The sequence below is a fragment of the Acinetobacter sp. GFQ9D191M genome, from assembly GCF_011174875.1.
In the GTDB taxonomy this organism is placed as follows: domain Bacteria; phylum Pseudomonadota; class Gammaproteobacteria; order Pseudomonadales; family Moraxellaceae; genus Acinetobacter.
In genome coordinates this window covers 30,301-51,356 of sequence record NZ_JAALGV010000022.1, presented here as the reverse complement: position 1 = coordinate 51,356, position 21,056 = coordinate 30,301, and the positions used below count along the sequence as shown (strand labels likewise).

Annotated in this window: 17 protein-coding genes; 9 read left to right on the top strand and 8 right to left on the bottom strand. The window is 41.1% G+C overall.

Going from position 1 to position 21,056, the window contains the following annotated elements; genetic code table 11:
* The first annotated feature begins 160 nt into the window (after positions 1-160).
* From G5T77_RS04305 to gltS, 3 genes are all read left to right on the top strand, one after another.
* Positions 161-2,800, top strand: a complete 2,640-nt coding sequence (locus tag G5T77_RS04305) for a bifunctional aconitate hydratase 2/2-methylisocitrate dehydratase (protein ID WP_004783803.1) — start codon at positions 161-163, stop codon at positions 2,798-2,800.
* 168 nt (positions 2,801-2,968) lie between these two features.
* On the top strand, positions 2,969-4,705 hold the full coding sequence (locus G5T77_RS04300; protein WP_166134911.1) for a hypothetical protein: 1,737 nt from the start codon (positions 2,969-2,971) through the stop codon (positions 4,703-4,705).
* A gap of 307 nt (positions 4,706-5,012) precedes the next feature.
* Positions 5,013-6,236 (top strand): sodium/glutamate symporter, encoded by a 1,224-nt coding sequence (gltS, locus tag G5T77_RS04295; protein ID WP_166134908.1) that lies wholly within the window; start codon positions 5,013-5,015, stop codon positions 6,234-6,236.
* Between the two features lie 152 nt (positions 6,237-6,388).
* Here gltS and G5T77_RS04290 read toward each other — a convergent pair whose 3' ends face one another.
* Entirely contained in the window at positions 6,389-7,255 is an 867-nt protein-coding gene (locus tag G5T77_RS04290) for an alpha/beta fold hydrolase (protein WP_166134905.1), read from the bottom strand.
* Between the two features lie 117 nt (positions 7,256-7,372).
* Between G5T77_RS04290 and G5T77_RS04285 the strand changes: the two genes are divergently transcribed.
* Positions 7,373-7,831 (top strand): hypothetical protein, encoded by a 459-nt coding sequence (locus G5T77_RS04285; protein WP_166134903.1) that lies wholly within the window; start codon positions 7,373-7,375, stop codon positions 7,829-7,831.
* A gap of 108 nt (positions 7,832-7,939) precedes the next feature.
* Here G5T77_RS04285 and G5T77_RS04280 read toward each other — a convergent pair whose 3' ends face one another.
* Together G5T77_RS04280 and brnQ are read right to left on the bottom strand one after the other, a co-directional pair.
* Positions 7,940-8,155, bottom strand: a complete 216-nt coding sequence (locus G5T77_RS04280) for a hypothetical protein (RefSeq protein WP_004783783.1) — start codon at positions 8,153-8,155, stop codon at positions 7,940-7,942.
* A gap of 593 nt (positions 8,156-8,748) precedes the next feature.
* Positions 8,749-10,035 (bottom strand): branched-chain amino acid transport system II carrier protein, encoded by a 1,287-nt coding sequence (gene brnQ / locus G5T77_RS04275; protein WP_166134901.1) that lies wholly within the window; start codon positions 10,033-10,035, stop codon positions 8,749-8,751.
* A 352-nt stretch (positions 10,036-10,387) separates the two neighbouring features.
* On the opposite strand from brnQ, the gene map reads away from it, so the two are divergent.
* Positions 10,388-11,182 (top strand): type I methionyl aminopeptidase, encoded by a 795-nt coding sequence (map, locus tag G5T77_RS04270; protein ID WP_166134899.1) that lies wholly within the window; start codon positions 10,388-10,390, stop codon positions 11,180-11,182.
* 294 nt (positions 11,183-11,476) lie between these two features.
* On the opposite strand, the gene G5T77_RS04265 is transcribed toward map, so the two are convergent.
* The 4 genes from G5T77_RS04265 to G5T77_RS04250 form a co-directional block, all read right to left on the bottom strand.
* Positions 11,477-12,376, bottom strand: coding sequence for a LysR substrate-binding domain-containing protein (locus G5T77_RS04265; RefSeq protein ID WP_166134896.1), 900 nt, complete (start codon positions 12,374-12,376; stop codon positions 11,477-11,479).
* Between the two features lie 87 nt (positions 12,377-12,463).
* The gene (locus G5T77_RS04260) at positions 12,464-13,168 is read right to left on the bottom strand and encodes an NAD-dependent deacylase (RefSeq protein WP_159123161.1); all 705 of its coding nucleotides are present in this window, start codon (positions 13,166-13,168) and stop codon (positions 12,464-12,466) included.
* A 19-nt stretch (positions 13,169-13,187) separates the two neighbouring features.
* Positions 13,188-14,120: an alpha/beta hydrolase gene (locus tag G5T77_RS04255; protein ID WP_166134893.1), complete on the bottom strand. Its 933-nt coding sequence runs from the start codon at positions 14,118-14,120 to the stop codon at positions 13,188-13,190.
* A gap of 14 nt (positions 14,121-14,134) precedes the next feature.
* Positions 14,135-14,683, bottom strand: a complete 549-nt coding sequence (locus tag G5T77_RS04250; protein ID WP_166134890.1) for a PadR family transcriptional regulator — start codon at positions 14,681-14,683, stop codon at positions 14,135-14,137.
* A gap of 166 nt (positions 14,684-14,849) precedes the next feature.
* On the opposite strand from G5T77_RS04250, the gene G5T77_RS04245 reads away from it, so the two are divergent.
* The 3 genes from G5T77_RS04245 (at position 14,850) to G5T77_RS04235 (ending at position 18,649) form a co-directional block, all read left to right on the top strand.
* Positions 14,850-16,874, top strand: a complete 2,025-nt coding sequence (locus tag G5T77_RS04245) for an NADPH-dependent 2,4-dienoyl-CoA reductase (RefSeq protein WP_166134887.1) — start codon at positions 14,850-14,852, stop codon at positions 16,872-16,874.
* A 188-nt stretch (positions 16,875-17,062) separates the two neighbouring features.
* Positions 17,063-17,473: a nuclear transport factor 2 family protein gene (locus tag G5T77_RS04240; protein ID WP_166134885.1), complete on the top strand. Its 411-nt coding sequence runs from the start codon at positions 17,063-17,065 to the stop codon at positions 17,471-17,473.
* 69 nt (positions 17,474-17,542) lie between these two features.
* Positions 17,543-18,649 (top strand): alpha/beta fold hydrolase, encoded by a 1,107-nt coding sequence (locus G5T77_RS04235; RefSeq protein ID WP_166134882.1) that lies wholly within the window; start codon positions 17,543-17,545, stop codon positions 18,647-18,649.
* Positions 18,650-18,710: 61 nt separating this feature from the next.
* Here the strand turns inward: G5T77_RS04235 and G5T77_RS04230 are convergent, their stop codons facing one another.
* On the bottom strand, positions 18,711-19,163 hold the full coding sequence (locus tag G5T77_RS04230; RefSeq protein ID WP_205683231.1) for a hypothetical protein: 453 nt from the start codon (positions 19,161-19,163) through the stop codon (positions 18,711-18,713).
* A gap of 231 nt (positions 19,164-19,394) precedes the next feature.
* On the opposite strand from G5T77_RS04230, the gene G5T77_RS04225 reads away from it, so the two are divergent.
* Positions 19,395-21,035: a CTP synthase gene (locus G5T77_RS04225; protein ID WP_166134876.1), complete on the top strand. Its 1,641-nt coding sequence runs from the start codon at positions 19,395-19,397 to the stop codon at positions 21,033-21,035.
* Positions 21,036-21,056 lie beyond the last annotated feature (21 nt).

Here is a 21,056-nt window from a genome sequence, read left to right as displayed (position 1 = left end):
AGCATCATTTAGTTATAAAATAATGAGCATCACAAAGAAACACTGTACTTGCATTAACTTTTAACTGGAATTTTAGTAAAATTTTAGAGTCCATATTATTTGTGAAGCTTTTATAAAGCAGGAATTCACAGGTAATTTTTTAAAAAAGAGGAATAACACCGTGCTAGAAGCTTACCGCCAACACGTTGAAGAACGTGCCGCACTCGGAGTCCCACCGAAGCCACTTGATGATGCTCAAACTGCTGCATTAGTTGAATTATTAAAAAATCCCCCAGCTGGTGAAGAAGCATACTTAGTTGACTTGCTTGAAAACCGTGTTCCAGCGGGTGTTGACCAAGCTGCATACGTAAAAGCTGCGTTCTTAGCTGCATTGGCAAAAGGCGAAGCGACTTCTCCACTAGTTTCTAAAGAACGTGCGGTTTACTTACTGGGCACTATGCTTGGTGGTTATAACGTTGCTCCTTTAGTTGAACTTCTAGAAGACGCAGAGCTTGGTGGTCTTGCTGCTGAAGCTTTGAAAAAAACGCTTCTTGTATTTGATGCGTTCCATGACGTAGCTGATAAAGCACGTGCAGGTAATGCAAATGCAAAAGCTGTTCTTCAATCATGGGCTGACGCTGAATGGTTCACAAACCGTGCAGACGTTCCAGAAGAAATCAAACTGACAGTTTTCAAAGTAACTGGCGAAACTAACACTGATGACTTGTCTCCAGCACAAGACGCTTGGAGCCGTCCAGACATTCCATTGCACGCAAATGCAATGCTGAAAAACGAACGTGATGGCATCAACCCAGAAGTTCCTGGTGAAGTTGGTCCATTAAACCAAATTAAAGATCTCATCGCGAAAGGCAACAAAGTTGCTTACGTAGGTGACGTTGTTGGTACAGGTTCTTCTCGTAAATCTGCAACTAACTCTGTACTTTGGTTCTTCGGTGACGAAATCGCTCACATTCCTAACAAGAAAGAAGGCGGTTATTGCTTAGGTTCTAAAATTGCTCCGATTTTCTTCAACACTATGGAAGACGCTGGTGCGTTACCAGTTGAAATCGACGTAGCAAACATGAACATGGGTGATGAAATCACTCTTAAAATCGACAAGGCTGCTGCTAAAGTAACTGCGTTCAAAGACGGTGCTCAAATCGCTGAAGCTGACCTTAAAACTCCAGTACTTCTAGACGAAGTTCGTGCGGGTGGTCGTATTAACCTGATCATTGGTCGTGGTTTGACAACTAAAGCACGTGAAGAGCTTGGTCTTGAGCCTTCAACTCTGTTCCGTACTCCAGTACAACCTGCTGACACTGGCAAAGGCTTCACCCTTGCTCAGAAGATGGTTGGTCGCGCTTGTGGTCTTCCTGAAGGTCAAGGTATCCGTCCAGGTACTTACTGTGAACCACGTATGACCACTGTTGGTTCTCAAGATACAACTGGTCCTATGACTCGTGACGAACTGAAAGACTTGGCTTGCCTAGGCTTCTCTGCTGACTTGGTAATGCAATCTTTCTGTCACACAGCTGCGTATCCAAAACCAGTTGACGTTCAAATGCAACACACGCTTCCTGATTTCATCATGAACCGTGGTGGTGTTTCTCTACGTCCAGGTGACGGTATTATCCACTCTTGGTTAAACCGTATGCTTCTTCCAGATACTGTTGGTACTGGTGGTGACTCACATACTCGTTTCCCAATCGGTATTTCATTCCCAGCAGGTTCTGGTCTTGTAGCATTCGCTGCAGCAACTGGTGTTATGCCACTTGATATGCCAGAGTCTGTTCTTGTGAAGTTCAAAGGTAAAATGCAGCCTGGTATCACTCTACGTGACCTAGTTCATGCGATTCCTTATGTAGCGATCCAAGAAGGTGATCTGACTGTAGAGAAGAAAGGTAAGAAAAACATCTTCTCTGGCCGTATCCTTGAGATCGACCTGACAGAAATGGAAACTGACCTGACTGTTGAGCAAGCATTCGAACTTTCTGATGCTTCTGCTGAACGTTCTGCTGCTGGTTGTGCGATCACTCTTTCTGAAGAGAAAGTTGCTGAATACCTACGTTCTAACATCACTATGCTGAAGTGGATGATTTCACAAGGCTATGGCGATGCTCGTACTATGGCGCGCCGTGTAGAGAACATGGAAAAATGGTTGGCTAACCCATCACTTCTTAAAGCTGATGCTGATGCTGAATACACTAAAGTGTATGAAATCGACCTTTCTACAATCACAGAACCAGTTCTTTGCTGCCCGAACGACCCAGATGATGCAAAACTTCTTTCTGACGTTCAAGGCGTTAAAATTGATGAAGTATTCATCGGTTCTTGTATGACTAACATCGGTCACTTCCGTGCAGCTGGTAAACTTCTAGACAAAGTACCTGGTGGTTCTTTATCTACTCGTCTATGGTTGGCTCCTCCAACTCGTATGGACGAACACCAATTGATGGAAGAAGGTTTCTACAATACTTATGGTAAAGCTGGCGCTCGTACTGAAATGCCAGGCTGTTCATTATGTATGGGTAACCAAGCACGTGTAGCTCCGAACACTACTTGTGTATCGACTTCTACTCGTAACTTCCCGAACCGTCTAGGTCAAGGTGCTAACGTTTACCTAGCATCTGCTGAGCTTGCTTCTGTTGCTGCTGTATTGGGTAAATTACCTTCTCCAGAAGAATACCAACAGTACGCTGCTCAAATTGACAGTATGTCTGCTGACATCTACCAATACTTGAACTTCGACAAGATGAGCGAGTATACAGATGCTGCTAAAGACATCGATACTAAGAAAATTGCTGCTGCTCAATTAGCTTAATTTGTTGAAAAATAAATTAAATTGAGTTAAAAAAAAGGGCTGATTTATCAGCCCTTTTTTATTTTATAATAAAGAGTACGTCAATTTGTGTCGTATTGGGGTTGCCTAGTATTTACCTATTTTATAGTCTTTAAAAATATAAATTAAAAGATAGTACTGGTGAAGTACATGAAACTAGTTAACAGCAAAAGTTTTAAAGACTATCAATTAATGACTGACTCTCAGTTAATTGAAGAAACCAAAATTATAATGGTTAAAAATATACGAGAGCTGATATCTTGCAATAATAATTTAGCCAAAGAACTATATCATCGAGGTTTGACGAATAATGTATTTTTTAAATCAGAAACTAAAATTGAGAAATATAGTGTATTAGATAATGACGAGTTACTTAATTATGCATTAAATTTAATTAATATAATTGGAATCCAAGGATTAAATGCACTTAGAAAATATGATGGAGTTTTATATAAAATATTGACAGCACGTCAATTAACTAAAGATATAGCTAAAAAAGCTAATTTTATTAATAAAGGAAGAGAGACGAAGAAAAAAATATTAAAAAAAAGTAAAGAAGTTCCCAAAAGATTCCAGTATGGTCAAATGAGTGATATTGAATTATATGATGAAATTATTCAATTAAAACATGAAAGTCCAACAAAATTAAATAAATTTGATAGTGTTTTATATAGTGAATTAAATAGAATAGATAGAATTCAAGTAAAAATAAAGGTTCATAAAACTCTAGGTTGGAGAAGAATATATTGTGATTACAGAAAATTAGATATAAAAGGGTGGGTTGAAATTTGTAAGCAGTTTGAATCAAAACAAAAATTTCATACAGATTATTCTGCTGCTTATGCAAAAGTTATCAAAACAGAATATTGGAATAAAGTTTGTAATATAATGTATAATCTTGGCTATTGGTCTTCACTTTATGGATTAGATGGTAAAAATTATCAAAGTAAAGCAGAATTAATAGTAGCAAATTGGTTGTATGAAATTAAAATAAACAAAAAAAGTCATCCTAAACTTATCTTTGATTCTAAAAAATATTATTCTGATTTTTATTTAAGTGATATAAATACTTATATAGAAGTTTTTATGTTTTCAGAAAGAAGTTTTCAAAAAAGAGCAGATTTACCAAATTGGGCAGATGGATACTATGCGAAAAGATTATATAAAGAAAAAAAGTATAGAGAAAATATCTTAAATTTAATAGTTATAGAGGCTGAAATATATCGGTTAGATGGTATAGAAAAATATAAGGAACATATTTTCAATGTATTTAATAATTATGGAATTAAATTACCCTTAATTTCAAATGAAAGACTGTTATTTGGTACAGGTAGAAAAGGTCTAGATTGGACTCTTGACGATTTTGTTAATTATGCTGATGAAATGGGATGGGATAAGTTGTCAGATTTTCAAAAAAACGAAATTTCTCTCTATAATGTTCTGATATTAAGAAAAATGCGCTTGGATGTAGAGAATTTATTAAATGATAAATATGGTCGAAAAAAACGCGCAATAGGTGCAAATCTAATCCCACTTGAGATCTTAAAGGATTATTGTCTAAATAATAATATTACTATGAAAAAAGAGTATGAGAAGGCGTACAAAGAATCTGATCTACCAATGGGGGCACCTGCAGATATTAGACAATCCTATGGTACTTCATGGGCAGAATTTTTTGGTAGAAGATTTCGGTTTGATTTATGGCCTTGGGAAAAGGCTAGAGAATATGTTCGAAGTAGAGGTTTTAAAAGTAAAGCGGAGTTTACTCAAGCTGTCACTACCGAAACAGACACAGAAATGAAATATATACGGCGTAATCCTGGGAATAGAACATCTGGTGGGTACTCCGAATTTATTGATTGGTACGATTTTTTAGGAAAAAGGTAATTCAAAACTTATAAAAAGAGATGAATTGTACTAGCTTAAACCTGAGGTGATTGTTTTGGACTAAATATTTTTGGCTCAAATATTATTTTTGACCAAGACACTTGGGATCATGACTACTATGTCTGCGAAACCACCACAGACCAACAAGCCAAAAATTGGGTTTATGATATTTCACTACATTAATTTCCTCTGTTCAGGCTACAAATTAAACAATTACTAGAAACAATAACTTGCATAACATTTCTAAAATTGATTTTTCATACTGTTTTCCTAAAACTGTATGAAAATAAAGCCAATAGGGAATGTTATGAATTATGAGATCGATGCCTTTGGCACCTTGGTGATTGCAGTATTTTTTCTTTTTATTGGGCGGTATCTTGTTAGTAAAATTGGCTTCTTTAGAAACTATAACTTACCTGAGCCTGTAATCGGCGGTCTAATCGCAGCGATTACAGCTTTTATTCTCTATAAATTTTTTAATATCAGTGCCACATTTGACTCAGAAATCCAAACCATTCTGATGCTGATGTTCTTTACCTCTGTGGGTTTAAGTGCAGACTTTACCAAGCTCAAAGAAGGTGGGAAATCACTGCTGATCTTTCTGGTCTGTGTCATTCTATTTGTAGTTGTACAAAATGCGGTTGGCATGAGTTTAGCCACAGCACTTGGGCTTGATCCATTGATTGGTCTGATTGTCGGTTCTGTTACCTTAACGGGTGGACATGGTACTGCCGGTGCTTGGGGTGAAGTGCTTGAAACTCAATATGGAATACAGGGGGCAATTGTCCTCGGAATGGCAAGCGCTACTTTTGGTTTGATTATTGGTGGACTTGTGGGCGGTCCGGTTGCCAAATTCTTGATTAAACGCAATCAATTGGCAGAGACAGTAGCGCAAGAGACCAATGAGCAACAACTCGATACTAGCATCAACACCGCACCCTTCGAATATCCAAAGAAAACCCGACTGATCACAGCCAGTAATGCGGTATCAACTTTGGGGATGTTTGCCTTATGTATTTTTGTCGCCAATCAGATGACAGAAATCAGTCAGGGAAGATGGTTTGAACTGCCAACCTTTGTCTGGGCCTTAGGGACAGGGGTGATTGTACGTAACTTTCTGGAGCATGTATTGAAAGTCGATATTTTCGACCGTGCCATTGATGTATTTGGTAATGCGTCATTATCCCTGTATTTATCTATGGCCTTACTTTCACTGCAACTCTGGCTGCTGGCCGATTTGGCAGGCCCGCTCATTACCATTTTGTTTGCGCAGACAGCGGTACTAATTTTATTTACCGCAATTGTGACCTTTAGAATCATGGGAAAAAATTACGATGCAGCTGTATTGGTGGCGGGGCATTGTGGTTTTGGTATGGGAGCAACTCCAACTGCGATTGCCAATATTCAGGCGGTCACCAATAGTTATGGTCCATCACATAAAGCATTTTTGATCGTACCGCTGTGTGGTGCATTTTTTATTGATATTGTGAATGCTGTGGTGATTCAGAGCATCATTGCATTTTTCGGTTAAATTTTAATACGACTTCAAAATCATACAGACATAAAAAAGCCCCATGGTTAGGGGCTAGTCGTATGCACATCTGAGGCACATACTGTAAGAGGCTCATCTCATACTGAGCGTATTAAAGCACATTAACCTATTAATAGCCATTTAAATCATCTTTAGGCAGATAACTGTTGCTCAATGACTGGCCATAAGTTTTGATGTGACTTCTTGAACATCAGCATATGGCCAATCCCTTTATGACCATATTCTTGGGGTTTTAGTTCAATCATTTCTGTTGCTGCTTTTGGATATAAGCGCAGCAAGTCTTTGACATTCGCTTGAGTGGCGATTTCATCATCCGAAGCCCAGATTGATGTGATCGAGCAGGTGATCTGGGCATGATAGTCATGTGCTGGTGAGATCTTTTTACCAATCGCATTGATGACATAACCCGGTTTACTACAAAATTCTGCCCATTCACGTGCCACATCTTTTGGCAGGTTTTCACCCATACCAATCGCTTGGGTTGGGCCATAGCCTTTGGTGATACGTGCCAATGGGAAAATGATATTGAACATCACTGGCGCTAGTAATTTGGTGCGGCCCCTTAAACCTTTAATATGACCCGTCGATCCGGCAATTGCCACGACTTTTTCCACTTTGACATAGTTTGGGACAATACCCAGCAGCTGTCCACCAGCACTATGACCAAGTAAGATGACCTTTGCTGCCTGAGTTTTAGCTAATAGCGCATCTATCGCAGCCGGAATGTCCAGTTGTCCCCATTGCACAATACTGGCTTTAGACTGTTTAACCGAACCTTTTAAAGATTCCCCAATACCTCGAAAATCAAATACCATTACGGCATAACCCTGAGTTTGCAACCAGCAGCTAAAAATATGATAAAACTGTTTGGTAATGCCAGTCGCAGGACAGATTAATATGGGAGATTTCTTACTTTCAGTCTCAGTGACTGGATAAAAACGTGCACTTAATTGATAGCCATCCTGGCACTTTAGAGTCAATGTTTCGAATTCAGACATGGGCTACACTATATTTTTGAATCAGAATGAATGCTTAAATTTACCTGACTTCTTCAAAGAAACTTGTTAAAACAATGACTAAAAAGTCAGTACGATGATAAAAAACGGAAAGAAAATATGCAGGGAATAGAACTTGATCTGGCAGTAAAGATCGCGATTATTTTTAGTGGAATATTCTTATGGGTGGGGATGTTAACCGGAGTATGGAAGTATTGGCAAATCCGCCAGTCTGTCAATTCACGGGCGCATTATTATGTGGATATTGCGCATCGCAGCAGTCTGCTTTATGCCCCTGCGACATTGATTCTGGCAGTATTGGCTTACTATTCAGCACTATCTTCGCAGATTAATTTGATCTGTGTATTGATCAATGTTCTCTTTTTCAGTTTCTCGATTGGCGCTTATATCTTGCATGGGTTTTTGAAAGACACCACTAATCAGTTTAAGCGACCGCATCAACTAGGTAAATTTCAGTTGCCGGGCGTGCTTATGACTTTGGCAATGTTAGGTTTAATTATTGCAGAATTAGGAGGAACAAGTGTGCTTCTTTATGGGGCGGCGGTCGGATTATTCTAATTTTTTAATAGTTGATTTTATTTTTTGAGCTTTAAGCTCAATTTATTTCTTTTCTGCCAGATGGATGACTGGCCAGATCATCCACTGGGGTATAAATTTATTAATAAATTATCGGTATTTCTGGTCGATCACAGCCCATAAGAAAAAGGCTGCCGAGACAATCAAGGCATAACCGACGTACTCAAATTTTAAATTGCCTTGAATTAAACAATGCACAATCAAGGTCAGCATAAGCGCAACCGTGGTGCTCAAGAAAGTCACCAGATTGGTATTTGCCTTAAGAGCGTCAATGAAGACTTGCTTTTTGAAATGTACTGATAACATCTCCATCCCTCCCGTTTATTTGTATTATTGAAGAGTAAATCTTATTGATTTAGTCTGAATTGAATATACAGTTGTACTTCTTAATTTCAACCTTTGCAACTATTTAAGTGAACTTTAACAGTTAAAAAAGGCCTTCTTTAGTCGTATTACTGTACTTATCAATGATTGCATCCGAATCATCATCTTAAACATTTCAGCGAGGGCAGTTCGACTGAAGTGTGCAAGCGATCATTCATTGCTACCATAGGGAAAAGCAAATTCTACGCCAAAGATTTGTAGAGATAATCTAGAAAATGTAAGTCTATGTAGAATGATGAAGGTGAGTTGGTTTAATCAGGAAACAATATGTTTAAAAAACAGTAAAATAGAAAGTTGTATTGATCTTCTGCTAAAGAATGAAAACGGAAGTAAGAAAGAAGCTAATTAAAATAATTGATTAAAAGTTTATAAAGCTTTCTAAAATACAATTTGGCTATGATGAGAAGGTTAGGGTGTAAACAATAAATGCCGGTTTGGGTAAAACCTGACAGATATTGATCACGCTAAAACCGGATTTTGGGTAAAAATACGATTTTTATGACCTCTTAGAAAGATTAATTTCTGATGCAGTCAATCACAGCGGCAATGACAAGAACAATAAGAGATGGAATCAGCCATGCCATATTTTGTTCAGAAAGCGGTAAGTTCTGTAGCAATTCAGGTAATTCAAGACCAGCAACTTTAAGCCCATCAAAAACACCGAAAATAAATGCAACCAGTGTGGTCGGTGCAACAACTTGAGCAGGCTTTTTAAAGAAATGACCGCAGAAGCTTAGCAGGATCACTGCAATCGCAGGCGGATAAATCGCGCTCAATACAGGCACAGAAACGGCAATTAGTTTGGTCAAACCAAGATTTGAAATCACCAGCGAGAAGCCGACCAGTACAAAGACAAAGGCTTTATAAGGCAGTTTGGTAATAGACGAGAAATATTCAGCACATGCGCAGGTCAAACCAATCGCAGTCACCATGCAGGCAACAAAGATCATGGTAGCAAGGAAATAAGCACCCATATCACCAAAAGCATGTTGTACATAGGCATGCAGAATAATCGCACCATTCGCAGCATTAGGGGCAACATCGTGACTACCTAGGCCTAGTTTAAACAGGCTGAGATACACCAGCGTCAAACCGATACCAGAAATAATCGCTGCATTGACTGCATATTTGGTAATCAGCTTGCGATCCGTTACGCCACGAGAAGTAATCGCACGCACGATCACAATACCAAAGACCAATGCGCCTAAGGTATCCATGGTCAGATAACCATTAACGATGCCTTCAGTGACCGGACTTGTAACATAGTTGCCCACTGCAGCAGGTGGTTTGCCGGCAGGAATCAACACTGCAGCGCCGCCTAAAATGATCAATGCGATAATTTTTACTGGAGACAGGAAGTAACCAACCGTATCCAAAATCTTATTTGGATAAAGAGAAACCAGAGTCACTACAGCAAAATAGATCACACTATAGATCAGCAGGTTGCTAGGTGCATTGCCAAAGTATGAAGAGAAGCCGATTTCATAAGAAACGGTTGCGGTACGTGGTGTCGCGAATAAAGGTCCAACCGTCAGATAACACACAACAGTCAGTAAAAGACTGGCAGCTTTACCTAATGGAGAACTTAAGATCTGGATTGAACCTTCAACACGTGACAATGCCACGATGGTGATAACAGGTAGGCCAACTGCCGTAATCAGGAAACCTAGGGCAGCTAACCATACATGCTCACCGGCTTGTTGAGCCACAATCGGTGGAAAGATAATGTTGCCCGCACCAATAAACAGTGCAAAGGTCATAAAACCTAAGGCCACAATATCTCTTGTACGGAGACTTGTCATAGAGGGAGAACAGATAAATAAAAGAAAGCGATTTTAGTGTATATATGATGATTTTTGGAGTTTAATTTAATGCTGAAAGCCTTGATTTTACTGATCTTGACGATCGGATAATGTGAACTTTAAAAGCTTGGTAGAAATATATCTTTGATATTCAGTTGAAAAAAATATAATTTATTTTTAAATAAATAAATCATTTAGACTTCATTTCATTATATTCGGCTTATTGTTTGTATAAATAAGCAGCATTGAAATACTCTATAGCGAGTTTTAAGAATTGTCATGCAGAGCGAACAAATGCGCATCTTGGCTGAAAAAGGACTATAATTTCTCGATTCACCTTGAGGATAGATCCATGCGAGCTCCAGCGATTACTCTGAAAACCGAACAAGATATCGAAAAATTACGTATATCTGGGCGTTTGGCTGCACAGGTTTTGGAAATGATCGGGGAGCATGTCAAGCCGGGTGTCACGACTGAATATCTGGATGACATCTGTCATGATTTTATCGTCAATACACTAAAAGTGACGCCAGCTAATATTGGCTATTATGGTTATACCAAAACCACCTGTATTTCACCGAATGAAGTGGTTTGTCATGGTATTCCATCTCCGAATACGGTCTTGCAAGATGGCGATATTATTAATATTGACGTTGCGATCATTAAAGACGGTTATTTTGGCGATACCAGTCGAATGTATTATGTCGGTACACCAACTCCTGAAGCCAAACGTCTGGTCAAAACCACTTATGAAGCTATGGTTGCCGGGATTCATGCCGTTAAACCGGGCGCAACCCTAGGCGATATTGGTTATGCAATCCAGTCTGTTGCACAGCGTGAAGGCTACACCATTGTGCGTGAATATTGTGGTCATGGGATTGGTAAAATTTATCACGAACAGCCAAACATTCTGCATTACGGACAACCAGGTCAGGGCATCAAACTGGTACCCGGTATGGTCTTTACCATTGAACCTATGGTCAACATGGGTAAAGCGCGTGTTAAAGAGTTGAAGGACGGCTGGACAGTCGTGACTGCAGATAAATCCTGGTCGGCTCAATGGGAACACATGGTAGTCGTGACTGAAACAGGTTTTGAACTGTTATCGCCGTGGCCAGAAGGCACTGGCGAATATCCGGAAATTTAAATTATTTTTCATGTTATGCATTGAAATACAGTAGCTTACATAAATTACAGCATACGTGTTATTAATGACAAAAGCCTACAAAATACTACATGAAGAAGTGGTTTAACCAGCCAAATTCTCTTAATCTATTTATAGTTAGTTGATATTTGCTTTGTTAGATGTCTGATTGCTATATATTAGATTTGGCTTGGCGGTAGTAGTTTCCTTTCGTTCACTTCATGCTGTAGTGAATCGTTTTTATTAGCTCATTTTTCCCCAAGAATGAGCTATTTTTTTTGCCGGAAATATGTCTATTTATACAAGATGCAGATGCTCAACCAGATAATCAATAAATACTCTTACAGCTGGTAACAGACCACGACGGGAAGGATAAACCAGATGGAAAATTCCATGTGCCGTTTTCCAGTCTGAAAGTACCCGAACCAGTTCGCCCCGTTCTATATATTGCTGCACGACATTATCGGGCAATAAGGTAATACCACAGCCTGAAGCTGCCAGTTGTGCCAGCATATTCAGGTCTGATCCCATTACGGTCGGGTTGATCCGGATTTTCTTCTGTTGCTGCTGCTCATTCTGCAATATCAGGAACTGTTCAGTATGTTCCTCAGCCATGCTTAAAATTTTATGTTCAGAGAGCTGTTCAGGTGTTTTAAGATCGCCAAATTCATTTAAATAGCCCTGACTGGCAAACAGATGCTGTTCAATTTTTTCAAACTGACGAATTACCAGATTCGGATCATCATCCAGGCTGGTCCGTACCCGTAAGGCCAGATCAAAACCTTCATTAATAATGTCCACACGTCGATTGGTGATCATCATCTGGACTTTAATTTCAGGATATTTTTTCAGGAAATCCGGCAGGATTTTTGCCATTTCATTCTGGGCAATGGAGACGGGCAGGCTGATTTTAATGGTACCACGCGGTTCAGTACTGAGATGATCCACCAGATCATGGGCGGCCTGTGCTGCACTGAGCATCACTTGTGCATGTCGATAGATATTCATGCCAATATCAGTGACTGCAAAATGGCGAGAACTACGCTGAATCAGGCGGACACCAAGGCGTTCTTCCAGATTATAAACACGGCGGCTGAGCTTGGATTTGGGAATATCGGTGGCACGTTCGGCTGCACTAAAGCCGCCATGTTCAACGACCTGCGCAAAACAGTAAAAATCATCCAGATCAGTCAGCATCGTTTAATTCCATTCCTGCAACAATAGGCTGATTAAAAAATGATTGTTGCATACTGTCAACTATAGAATACGAATTTTGAATGATGACTAGATCTCGGACTCAAGTAATTTAAGTAAGGTCTTCATGCCTTCTGTGGCCGTCTGGGAAATCTTGTGGAACTGGGCGGGTAAATGCTGTTGATCTGCTTTGGGATCAATATAATAAGCTGTGCAGTGAGCTGTAATCTCATGGATTAAGCCAGCAACAGGATATACTTGCAGACTAGTTCCAATAACCACGAAAATGTCAGCATCCTGTACACAATCTTGTGCTTCTTCATAAGCAGGTACGGCTTCGCCAAACCAGACTACATGTGGACGTAGTGGATAGCCCTCCTTACAGAAGTGTTTAGTTAAATCTAATTCAGTCCCTTCAATCGGATAAAACTCGGTGGTGTACTGACAATTCGGGCCTGAGGTTTTGGCTAGGCGGATATTGCCATGCAGATGAATGACCTTGGAGCTTCCAGCACGTTCATGCAGATCATCAATATTTTGAGTAATCACATGGACATCAAAATCATCTTCAAGTTCGGCAATGAGTTGATGAGCTGCATTTGGCTGCGCTTCCAGAATGTTTTTACGTCGGGCATTATAAAAGCGTTGCACCAGTTCCGGATTTTTAGCCCAAGCTTCGGGTGTCGCCACTTCTTCTATACGATACTGTTCCCAAAGCCCATCACTATCACGGAAGGTGTTGATCCCACTTTCCGCACTCATGCCAGCACCTGAAAACACCACCAGTTTTTTCATGATTTCTTCTCCTGAATCTTTAGGCCGCTGAAGAACTGTATTGAGAATTTTCTTTTAGAAAGGTATCGAGCTCCCTGGCAAATTTGAGTGGTTCGGTCAGTAAGGGGGTATGGCCAGATTTCGTGAAAAATACCTGTTTAGCCTGAGGCAGGCTTTGGGCAATTAGGCGCTGACCTTCAACAGGATAGAGTTTGGACTGCACACCGCTAAAGAAAGTCACCGGACAAGTAAGCTTCGCCAGAGCTTCACGATAATCTTCCTGATGATATAAATAATTATTGATGTACCACGTCATATAATCCACCCGGCTAGAAGGCAGGAGCAGGCTTTGCAGACGAGGTTGATTCATGATGAACTTAAATACTTTCAAACTGGCTGGACGATCATTTTGTAGCTGGATAAAGCGCAGCCATAATGCTGCAATCTGCTGTCGTACTGAATTATCCAGATCCCGAATGAGTTCAATATGCTGATGTTCTGCAAGTAATGTTGAAAGCTGCTGCAAAATTTCAATAAATTCCTGATGGCGTGGACCAAAAAGTCCAAATGCCCAGGCATCATCGACCGGAATCTTCGGTGTTTGGTCAATATGCAAATAAGCTGCTATGTGTTTGGCAAAGTTCCCATAGCACAAGCCATGCATGGTAGTGGTTGCGCCCATAGAGTAAGCAATTACAATGAATTGATCTAAATTGAGCTGCTGGATCACCGACTGAACATCAAGCCAGTGACTGGAAATCGCATCCAGGTCTTGCGGGATTTTGCAGTGACTAGACGCCCCAAAACCGCGCCATTCAGGAATAATAAAGCGGAAGTTTTTCTGATGTGGATAGAGAAAAGCTGCCCATTGCCAGCTCAACATGCCCAGACCTGATAAGACTAGTACAGGTTGACCCTGACCGTATTCACGTACAAATAACTGTTCGCCATCTGCCATGGTGTAGAAGGGCATGCATATCTCCGTATTTATAATTTTTCTACATCGAATTGTTTGAGTCTGGGAATGACCTGTTCCAGCCAGGCAATCCAGCCCAGTTCCTGATCAATACCCAGTTGCAGAATCATTTTATGAATATACAGGGTTCGGTCATTTTCGTCAGCTTGAGCAAAGTCTTTGGCGAAAATATGCTGATAGGTTTTAAGCTTTTCTTTATGTATTTCTAGATGTCGTTCCAGTTCAGGTAAGGTGCTGTTGCCGCCAAGTTGGGCTTCTGCACGCAGACGAACCATCAATTCTTCACGAAGCTGTGCAGGAGAGCTATGCTCCAGCATCCAGTTAGCCAGTTCTTCCCGGCCGAGTCGTTCTACCTGATAGGTTTTTTTACGGCTATGAGAATCTTCCTCTTCTATGGTCGAAATCCAGCCTTTTTGCAGCATGGCATTTAGTTCACGATAGATCTGCTGATGGGTGGCATTCCAGAAGAAGCCCATGGAGCGGTCAAAACGGCGTGCCAGTTCAATGCCGGTGCTCGGTTTCTCAATCAGGCTGGTGAGTAAAACATGTGATAAAGACATAAACGTCTCAAAAAAGTGACTCGGGATTATTATGCAACATGTTGCATAAAAATCAATTCTGCACTATAAATTAGTGCAACAAGTTGCATAAGGCTGATGCTTGATGGAAATAAATCAGTCAGCCTTAATAAAAATAGCCAGCACATCTGCACGCTAGGGAGTTGAAATGTCTAAATATCCGAATTTACTTGCCCCACTGGATCTGGGTTTTACCACGCTTAAAAACCGTGTCTTGATGGGCTCTATGCATGTGGGCTTAGAAGAAGCACCAGGTGGTTATAATCGGATGGCTGCCTTTTATGCAGAACGCGCCAAGGGTGGCGTAGCATTAATTGTGACAGGTGGTATCTCACCGAATGATCATGGCGTCACTTTTCAGGGCGGTTCCAAGCTCGACACGATTGAAGAAGCTGAAAAGCATAAAATCATTACTCAAGCCGTGCATGAGGCTGGCGGGAAAATTGCCCTGCAGATCCTGCATACCGGCCGTTACTCTTATCAGGCGGAAAATGTCGCGCCGTCTCCAATTCAGGCACCGATTAATCCAGTCAAACCGCATGCTTTAAGCTCTGCTGAAGTGCAGCAAACCATTGATGACTTTGCCAACTGTGCCAGACTGGCTCAATACGCCGGTTATGACGGTGTCGAAATCATGGGTTCAGAAGGTTACCTGATCAATGAGTTCATCGCAGCGCGTACCAATCATCGTGATGATGAATGGGGTGGTAGTTATGAAAACCGTATCCGTTTCCCGATTGAAATTGTACGCCGTACCCGTGAAATGGTCGGTGAGAATTTTATTATTATCTATCGTCTTTCCATGCTGGATCTGGTTGAAGGCGGTTCAACTCTAGAAGAAGTAATCAAACTGGCCAAAGCCATTGAGAAAGCGGGCGCGACGATTATTAATACCGGTATTGGCTGGCATGAAGCGCGTATTCCGACCATTGCTACCAAAGTGCCACGTGCGGCCTTTACTTGGGTTACGCGCAAGCTAAAAGGTCAGGTGAGTATTCCTCTTATTACCTCTAACCGTATTAATACGCCGGAAATGGCAGAATATGTCCTGGCTACAGGCGATGCCGATATGGTGTCAATGGCACGTCCAATGCTGGCAGACTCTGAGTTTGTCTTAAAAGCAGAACAGGGCCGTAGTGATGAAATTAATACCTGTATCGGTTGTAATCAGGCCTGTCTGGATCATATTTTCTCGATGAAAATTGCTACCTGTCTGGTGAATCCACGCGCGTGTTATGAAACTGAACTGATCTTTAAAGAAACCAATGTAGCGAAAAATATTGCAGTGATTGGTGCAGGACCAGCGGGTTTAAGCTTTGCCATCTATGCAGCAGGTCGTGGTCATCATGTAACAGTATTTGAAGCTTCAGCGCAGATTGGTGGGCAATTTAATATTGCGAAGACCATTCCAGGTAAGGAAGAGTTTTATGAAACCTTGCGTTATTTCAAACGTCAGATTGAATTGCAACCCCGTATTCAATTGAAATTAAATTGCACCGCGACCTTTGATCAGCTGATTTCAGCCGAATTTGATGACATTGTGGTTGCCACTGGGGTGACACCGCGTCAGCTCGATATTCCTGGAATTGATCATCCTAAAGTATTGTCTTATCTGGAGGTACTAAGAGAGCGTAAACCAGTCGGCCAGCGTGTAGCGATTATTGGTGCAGGGGGTATTGGCTTTGATACGGCTGAGATGCTCAGTCATGGGACCGAAAGTGGTAGCGTCAATCCGGAAAAATTCTATGATGAATGGGGAATCGATACTAACTATGAAAATGTCGGTGGACTTAAGACCGCCAATGTAGAACAACCTGAACGTGAAATTTATTTATTGCAGCGTAAAGCAGCTTCTGTCGGTTCAAGTCTGGGTAAAACCACAGGCTGGATTCACCGTGCTGGCTTAAAGCATCGTAATGTCAAAATGATTGCTGGTGCAAGCTATGAAAAAATTGATGATCAAGGTCTGCATGTGATGGTAAATGATCAACCTGCAGTGTTAGACGTAGATAATGTCATTATCTGTGCTGGTCAGGAATCTTATACTGCCATGTTTGATGAACTGAAAGCTGCCGGTAAAAACGTGCATCTCATTGGTGGTGCGAAAGAAGCAGGTGAGCTGGATGCTAAACGTGCAATCCGTCAGGGTGCTGAATTGGCTGCGGTGATTTAATTGATAAAACTTAAAAGATGACAGTTTTTGCTTTCATGCGAAATTGTCATGAAAGAAAGTTGATTCGCAACATTCCCTCTCCTTTGTTAAAGGAGAGGGTTAGGGAGAGGATTCTATTCTGAAACAACAGAATCACCCTAAGTCCCCCTTTTTGCAAAGGGGGACTTTACAACAAAAAGGAAATAATAATGACACTACAAATAACCCAAACTGCAATCACGCGCTGGCATGAAATGTTGGAAACACGTGACATATCTATATTGAATGAACTCCTTGCGGACGATGTTGTATTCCGCTCGCCCGTGGCTTTTCATCCTTATCCTGGGAAACAGGTTGTATTTTTTATCTTGAGTAATGTGATTCAGGTCTTTGAAAACTTTAGTTATCACCGCGAATTTCTTAGTGAAGATGGTAACAATGTTGTACTTGAGTTCTCCGCCAATGTCGGCGATAAGAAACTTAAGGGAATCGACATGATTCAGTTCAATGATGAAGGTCAGATCATTGATTTTGAAGTAATGATACGACCAAAATCTGGACTTGAAGCCTTAGCTATAGAAATGGGCCAGCGGATTCAGGCTTATCAGGCTAATACTTAATTTCCTACAATTGATTCAAGTCGGCATGAAGTTTGTACATCACTGATAGAAAACTAGAGGGGAATACAGATGAAAATGTGGCTTAAAAAAATGAGTCAACTTTCAAGTGAATATCTGGACCGCTTTAGCGGAGCAGATCTTCCAACACTTTATTATAATCCGAATGGTTTATTTTCTGGTGTGATTGAACGTTTACCACTTTTAAAACAGAAATATCGTCCAACACCGTGGTTATCGAATGCGCATGCGCACATTCTATATCTGGACTTGATAAAAAAACGCACGATTAAGCTGCAATATGATGTGCTTGAGCAGCTGAATATGTCCGATGGCGGCATTACTGGCATTGCCTGGTATGGTTTAGATTTACCGCCAAGTACACCTACCATTGTGCTATTGCATACCATTACCGGCTCTCCGGAATCCATGCGGGAGCTGGTGCGTGACCTACATAAATATACAGGCTGGCGTGTTGCTCTGTGTTTGCGCCGTGGTCATGCTGACTTGCCAATGCCTGTGCCAAAAATGAACTTGTTTGGTTCAACCCAAGATCTGCGTGAACAGTTGCTCTATATTCAGGACAAGTTTCCTCAATCCGATCTCTATGGTGTGGGTTCCTCTGCGGGGACAGGACTGTTGGTTCGCTACTTGGGTGAAGAGGGCGAGCAAACCCCACTCAAAGCAGCCTTTGCTTTATGCCCAGGCTATAACACTGAAACCGGTTTTGCCTATGTACATCCGTTTTATAGCAAAGTCATGGCTAAAAAACTGATCAAACGTTTTATCCATCCTTATCAGGAAACCTGGCAGATTTATCCTTCATGGAAGCAATTGCTTGAGGTGAAAGACTTGTCTGAATTTGAACAGCGCTACTATGAGCTGGCAGGCTTTTCAGATTATGAAAGTTATACTAAGGCCACCAATCCAATTTATGTCTTTGAAAATGTCAAAATTCCATTGATGATTTTGAATTCGGAAGATGACCCGGTCTGTCATATCCAGAATCTGGAACCGTATAAGGATGTCATTCGAGCCATGCCAAATATTGTGGTCGTCACCACTAAAAAAGGTAGCCATTGTGGCTTTTATCAGGGCTTAATGCAGACAGAATCATGGGCCACTCGTCTGATGGCAGATTATTTACTGCAACTTTCCGATACTCCAACGGCAGCTTGAAAGAGATTTTTAAACCATAAAAAACCCAGCATAAGCTGGGTTTTTTTGATGAAGGATTATATTAGTTTTCAAGTGCTGGCATAGCAGCAGCAATTGCATCTGCAACTGCATCATCTTCAGACTTATTTGCAGAAGATGAGTTGTTTTTAGGAGCGGCTGGTGTTGCTGCAGGTTTTGCAGGCTGCTCAGTGCTTGAATTTGTTTCAGCTGCAGGCGCAGGCTCTGATTGAGCAGGTTCCGGTTTTTTAACTTCACGGCGAATTTCAGTCGTAGTATTCGCAGTTTGTTCGCGCTGGATTTCAACAGTCGGTGCTGCTGGTGCTTCTTCAACCGGTTCAACTGGTGTTGATTCTAATGGTTCAACAGGCTCAAGTTGTACAGGTTCCGGAGCAACCACTTCAGATGCTGGAGTAACTTCGGTTTGTTCTTCTTCTTTTGGAGCTTCTTTTTTTACACAACCAGTCAGTGTAAGGCCAGTCAGGATCAGGGTACAGATTAAAAGTTTCTTCATCATCATTGCATCAAACAGAATAGTGTAGGGTGTGAATGTTCCTATTATAGCAGCAAAATGCAATATATAAATCATATGAACTTACTGTAATTTTTTTCAGGAATTGCTGTTAGAATAGTCAATTGTTTATTGTTCTTTGATTTGATGCGGATTGACTTTGCTTTATTGGTACAAGGTAAAGTAAAATTGCGCAACATTGCAGGCCGATTTAGGCTCGATTGTACGAGAAACCCAATGACCCATTTTATTTTCGTGACTGGTGGTGTTGTTTCATCACTAGGTAAAGGTATTTCAGCTGCTTCTGTTGCTGCACTTTTAGAAGCCCGTGGTTTAAAAGTGACCATGGTAAAAATGGATCCATACATTAATGTCGATCCAGGGACTATGAGCCCATTCCAGCACGGTGAAGTTTTTGTTACAGAAGACGGTGCTGAAACAGACTTAGACTTGGGTTACTACGAACGTTTCTTGCGTCGTGCGAAAATGACCAAACTGAATAACTTTACATCAGGCCGTGTTTACCAGGATGTTCTGAATAAAGAACGCCGTGGTGACTACCTGGGTGGTACTGTACAAGTTATTCCACACATTACTGACAACATCAAAGAACGTGTACTTCGCGCTGGCGAAGGTTATGACGTTGCGATCGTTGAGATCGGCGGTACTGTAGGTGACATTGAATCTCTCCCATTCATGGAATCTGTACGTCAGTTAATGGTTGAACTTGGTCATAAACGTACGATGCTGATGCACTTAACGTTACTCCCATACATTAAGTCTGCAGCAGAATTAAAAACTAAACCAACTCAACACTCAGTAAAAGAACTTCTGTCTATTGGTATTCAACCAGACATTTTGATCTGCCGTACTGAACATGATGTTGATGCAGATACGACGCGTAAAATTGCCTTGTTCACTAACGTAGAAGCGCGTGCAGTAGTCGTGTGTAAAGATGCACGTACGATCTACCAGATTCCACGTACTTTCTATGAACAGAACGTTGATGATCTCATCTGTGAACGTTTCGGCTATGACAATCTTCCAGAAGCAGACCTGTCTGACTGGGATAATGTGGTAGAAGCTTTACTGAACCCTGAATACACCGTTCGTGTGGCAATGGTTGGTAAATATGTTGAACTTCCAGATGCCTATAAGTCTGTGAACGAAGCACTTTTACATGCCGGTATTCAAAACCGCGTGAAAGTTCAGATCGACTATGTCAATGCTGAAGAGCTTGAAAGCCAAGATGTCAATGAAGTATTGAAAGATGCGGATGCAATCTTGGTTCCAGGTGGTTTCGGTGAACGTGGTACTGAAGGCAAAATGCAGGCGATCAAATACGCACGTGAAAACGGTGTTCCATTCTTGGGCATCTGCTTGGGTATGCAGCTTGCAGTGATCGAATATGCACGTAACGTGGCGGGTATCACTGATGCGACTTCTACCGAATTTAACCGTTCAACCAAATCTCCATTGATTGGTTTGATCACTGAATGGTTGGATGAACGTGGTGAAGTCCAACAGCGTTCAGTAGATTCTGACCTTGGTGGCACCATGCGTCTAGGTGCACAGAAGTCTGAACTGGTACCGGGTACCAAGACTGCTGAAGTGTATGGTTCGGATGAAATTGTCGAACGTCACCGTCACCGTTACGAGATGAACAACCGTTATATCCCAGTGCTGGAAGAAAAAGGCATGAAGATTTCTGGTTATTCTCCAGTGCAACACCTGGTAGAAACTGTTGAAATTCCTGCACATCCTTGGTTTATTGCAGTACAATTCCACCCGGAATTTACCAGCTCGCCACGTGATGGACATCCATTATTTGCCGGTTTCATTGATGCTGCGAAAAAACAGTACCAAAAAACTAAATAATGCGAGTTTAAGACACAACTA

Bases quoted from the DNA above. Each gene is read 5' to 3' on its own strand.
- G5T77_RS04300 (WP_166134911.1), top strand. From the start codon at position 2,969: ATGAAACTAGTTAACAGCAAAAGTTTTAAAGACTATCAATTAATGACT.
- gltS (WP_166134908.1), top strand. From the start codon at position 5,013: ATGAATTATGAGATCGATGCCTTTGGCACCTTGGTGATTGCAGTATTT.
- G5T77_RS04290 (WP_166134905.1), bottom strand. From the start codon at position 7,255: ATGTCTGAATTCGAAACATTGACTCTAAAGTGCCAGGATGGCTATCAA.
- G5T77_RS04285 (WP_166134903.1), top strand. From the start codon at position 7,373: ATGCAGGGAATAGAACTTGATCTGGCAGTAAAGATCGCGATTATTTTT.
- G5T77_RS04280 (WP_004783783.1), bottom strand. From the start codon at position 8,155: ATGTTATCAGTACATTTCAAAAAGCAAGTCTTCATTGACGCTCTTAAG.
- brnQ (WP_166134901.1), bottom strand. From the start codon at position 10,035: ATGACAAGTCTCCGTACAAGAGATATTGTGGCCTTAGGTTTTATGACC.
- map (WP_166134899.1), top strand. From the start codon at position 10,388: ATGCGAGCTCCAGCGATTACTCTGAAAACCGAACAAGATATCGAAAAA.
- G5T77_RS04265 (WP_166134896.1), bottom strand. From the start codon at position 12,376: ATGCTGACTGATCTGGATGATTTTTACTGTTTTGCGCAGGTCGTTGAA.
- G5T77_RS04260 (WP_159123161.1), bottom strand. From the start codon at position 13,168: ATGAAAAAACTGGTGGTGTTTTCAGGTGCTGGCATGAGTGCGGAAAGT.
- G5T77_RS04255 (WP_166134893.1), bottom strand. From the start codon at position 14,120: ATGCCCTTCTACACCATGGCAGATGGCGAACAGTTATTTGTACGTGAA.
- G5T77_RS04250 (WP_166134890.1), bottom strand. From the start codon at position 14,683: ATGTCTTTATCACATGTTTTACTCACCAGCCTGATTGAGAAACCGAGC.
- G5T77_RS04245 (WP_166134887.1), top strand. From the start codon at position 14,850: ATGTCTAAATATCCGAATTTACTTGCCCCACTGGATCTGGGTTTTACC.
- G5T77_RS04240 (WP_166134885.1), top strand. From the start codon at position 17,063: ATGACACTACAAATAACCCAAACTGCAATCACGCGCTGGCATGAAATG.
- G5T77_RS04235 (WP_166134882.1), top strand. From the start codon at position 17,543: ATGAAAATGTGGCTTAAAAAAATGAGTCAACTTTCAAGTGAATATCTG.
- G5T77_RS04230 (WP_205683231.1), bottom strand. From the start codon at position 19,163: ATGATGAAGAAACTTTTAATCTGTACCCTGATCCTGACTGGCCTTACA.
- G5T77_RS04225 (WP_166134876.1), top strand. From the start codon at position 19,395: ATGACCCATTTTATTTTCGTGACTGGTGGTGTTGTTTCATCACTAGGT.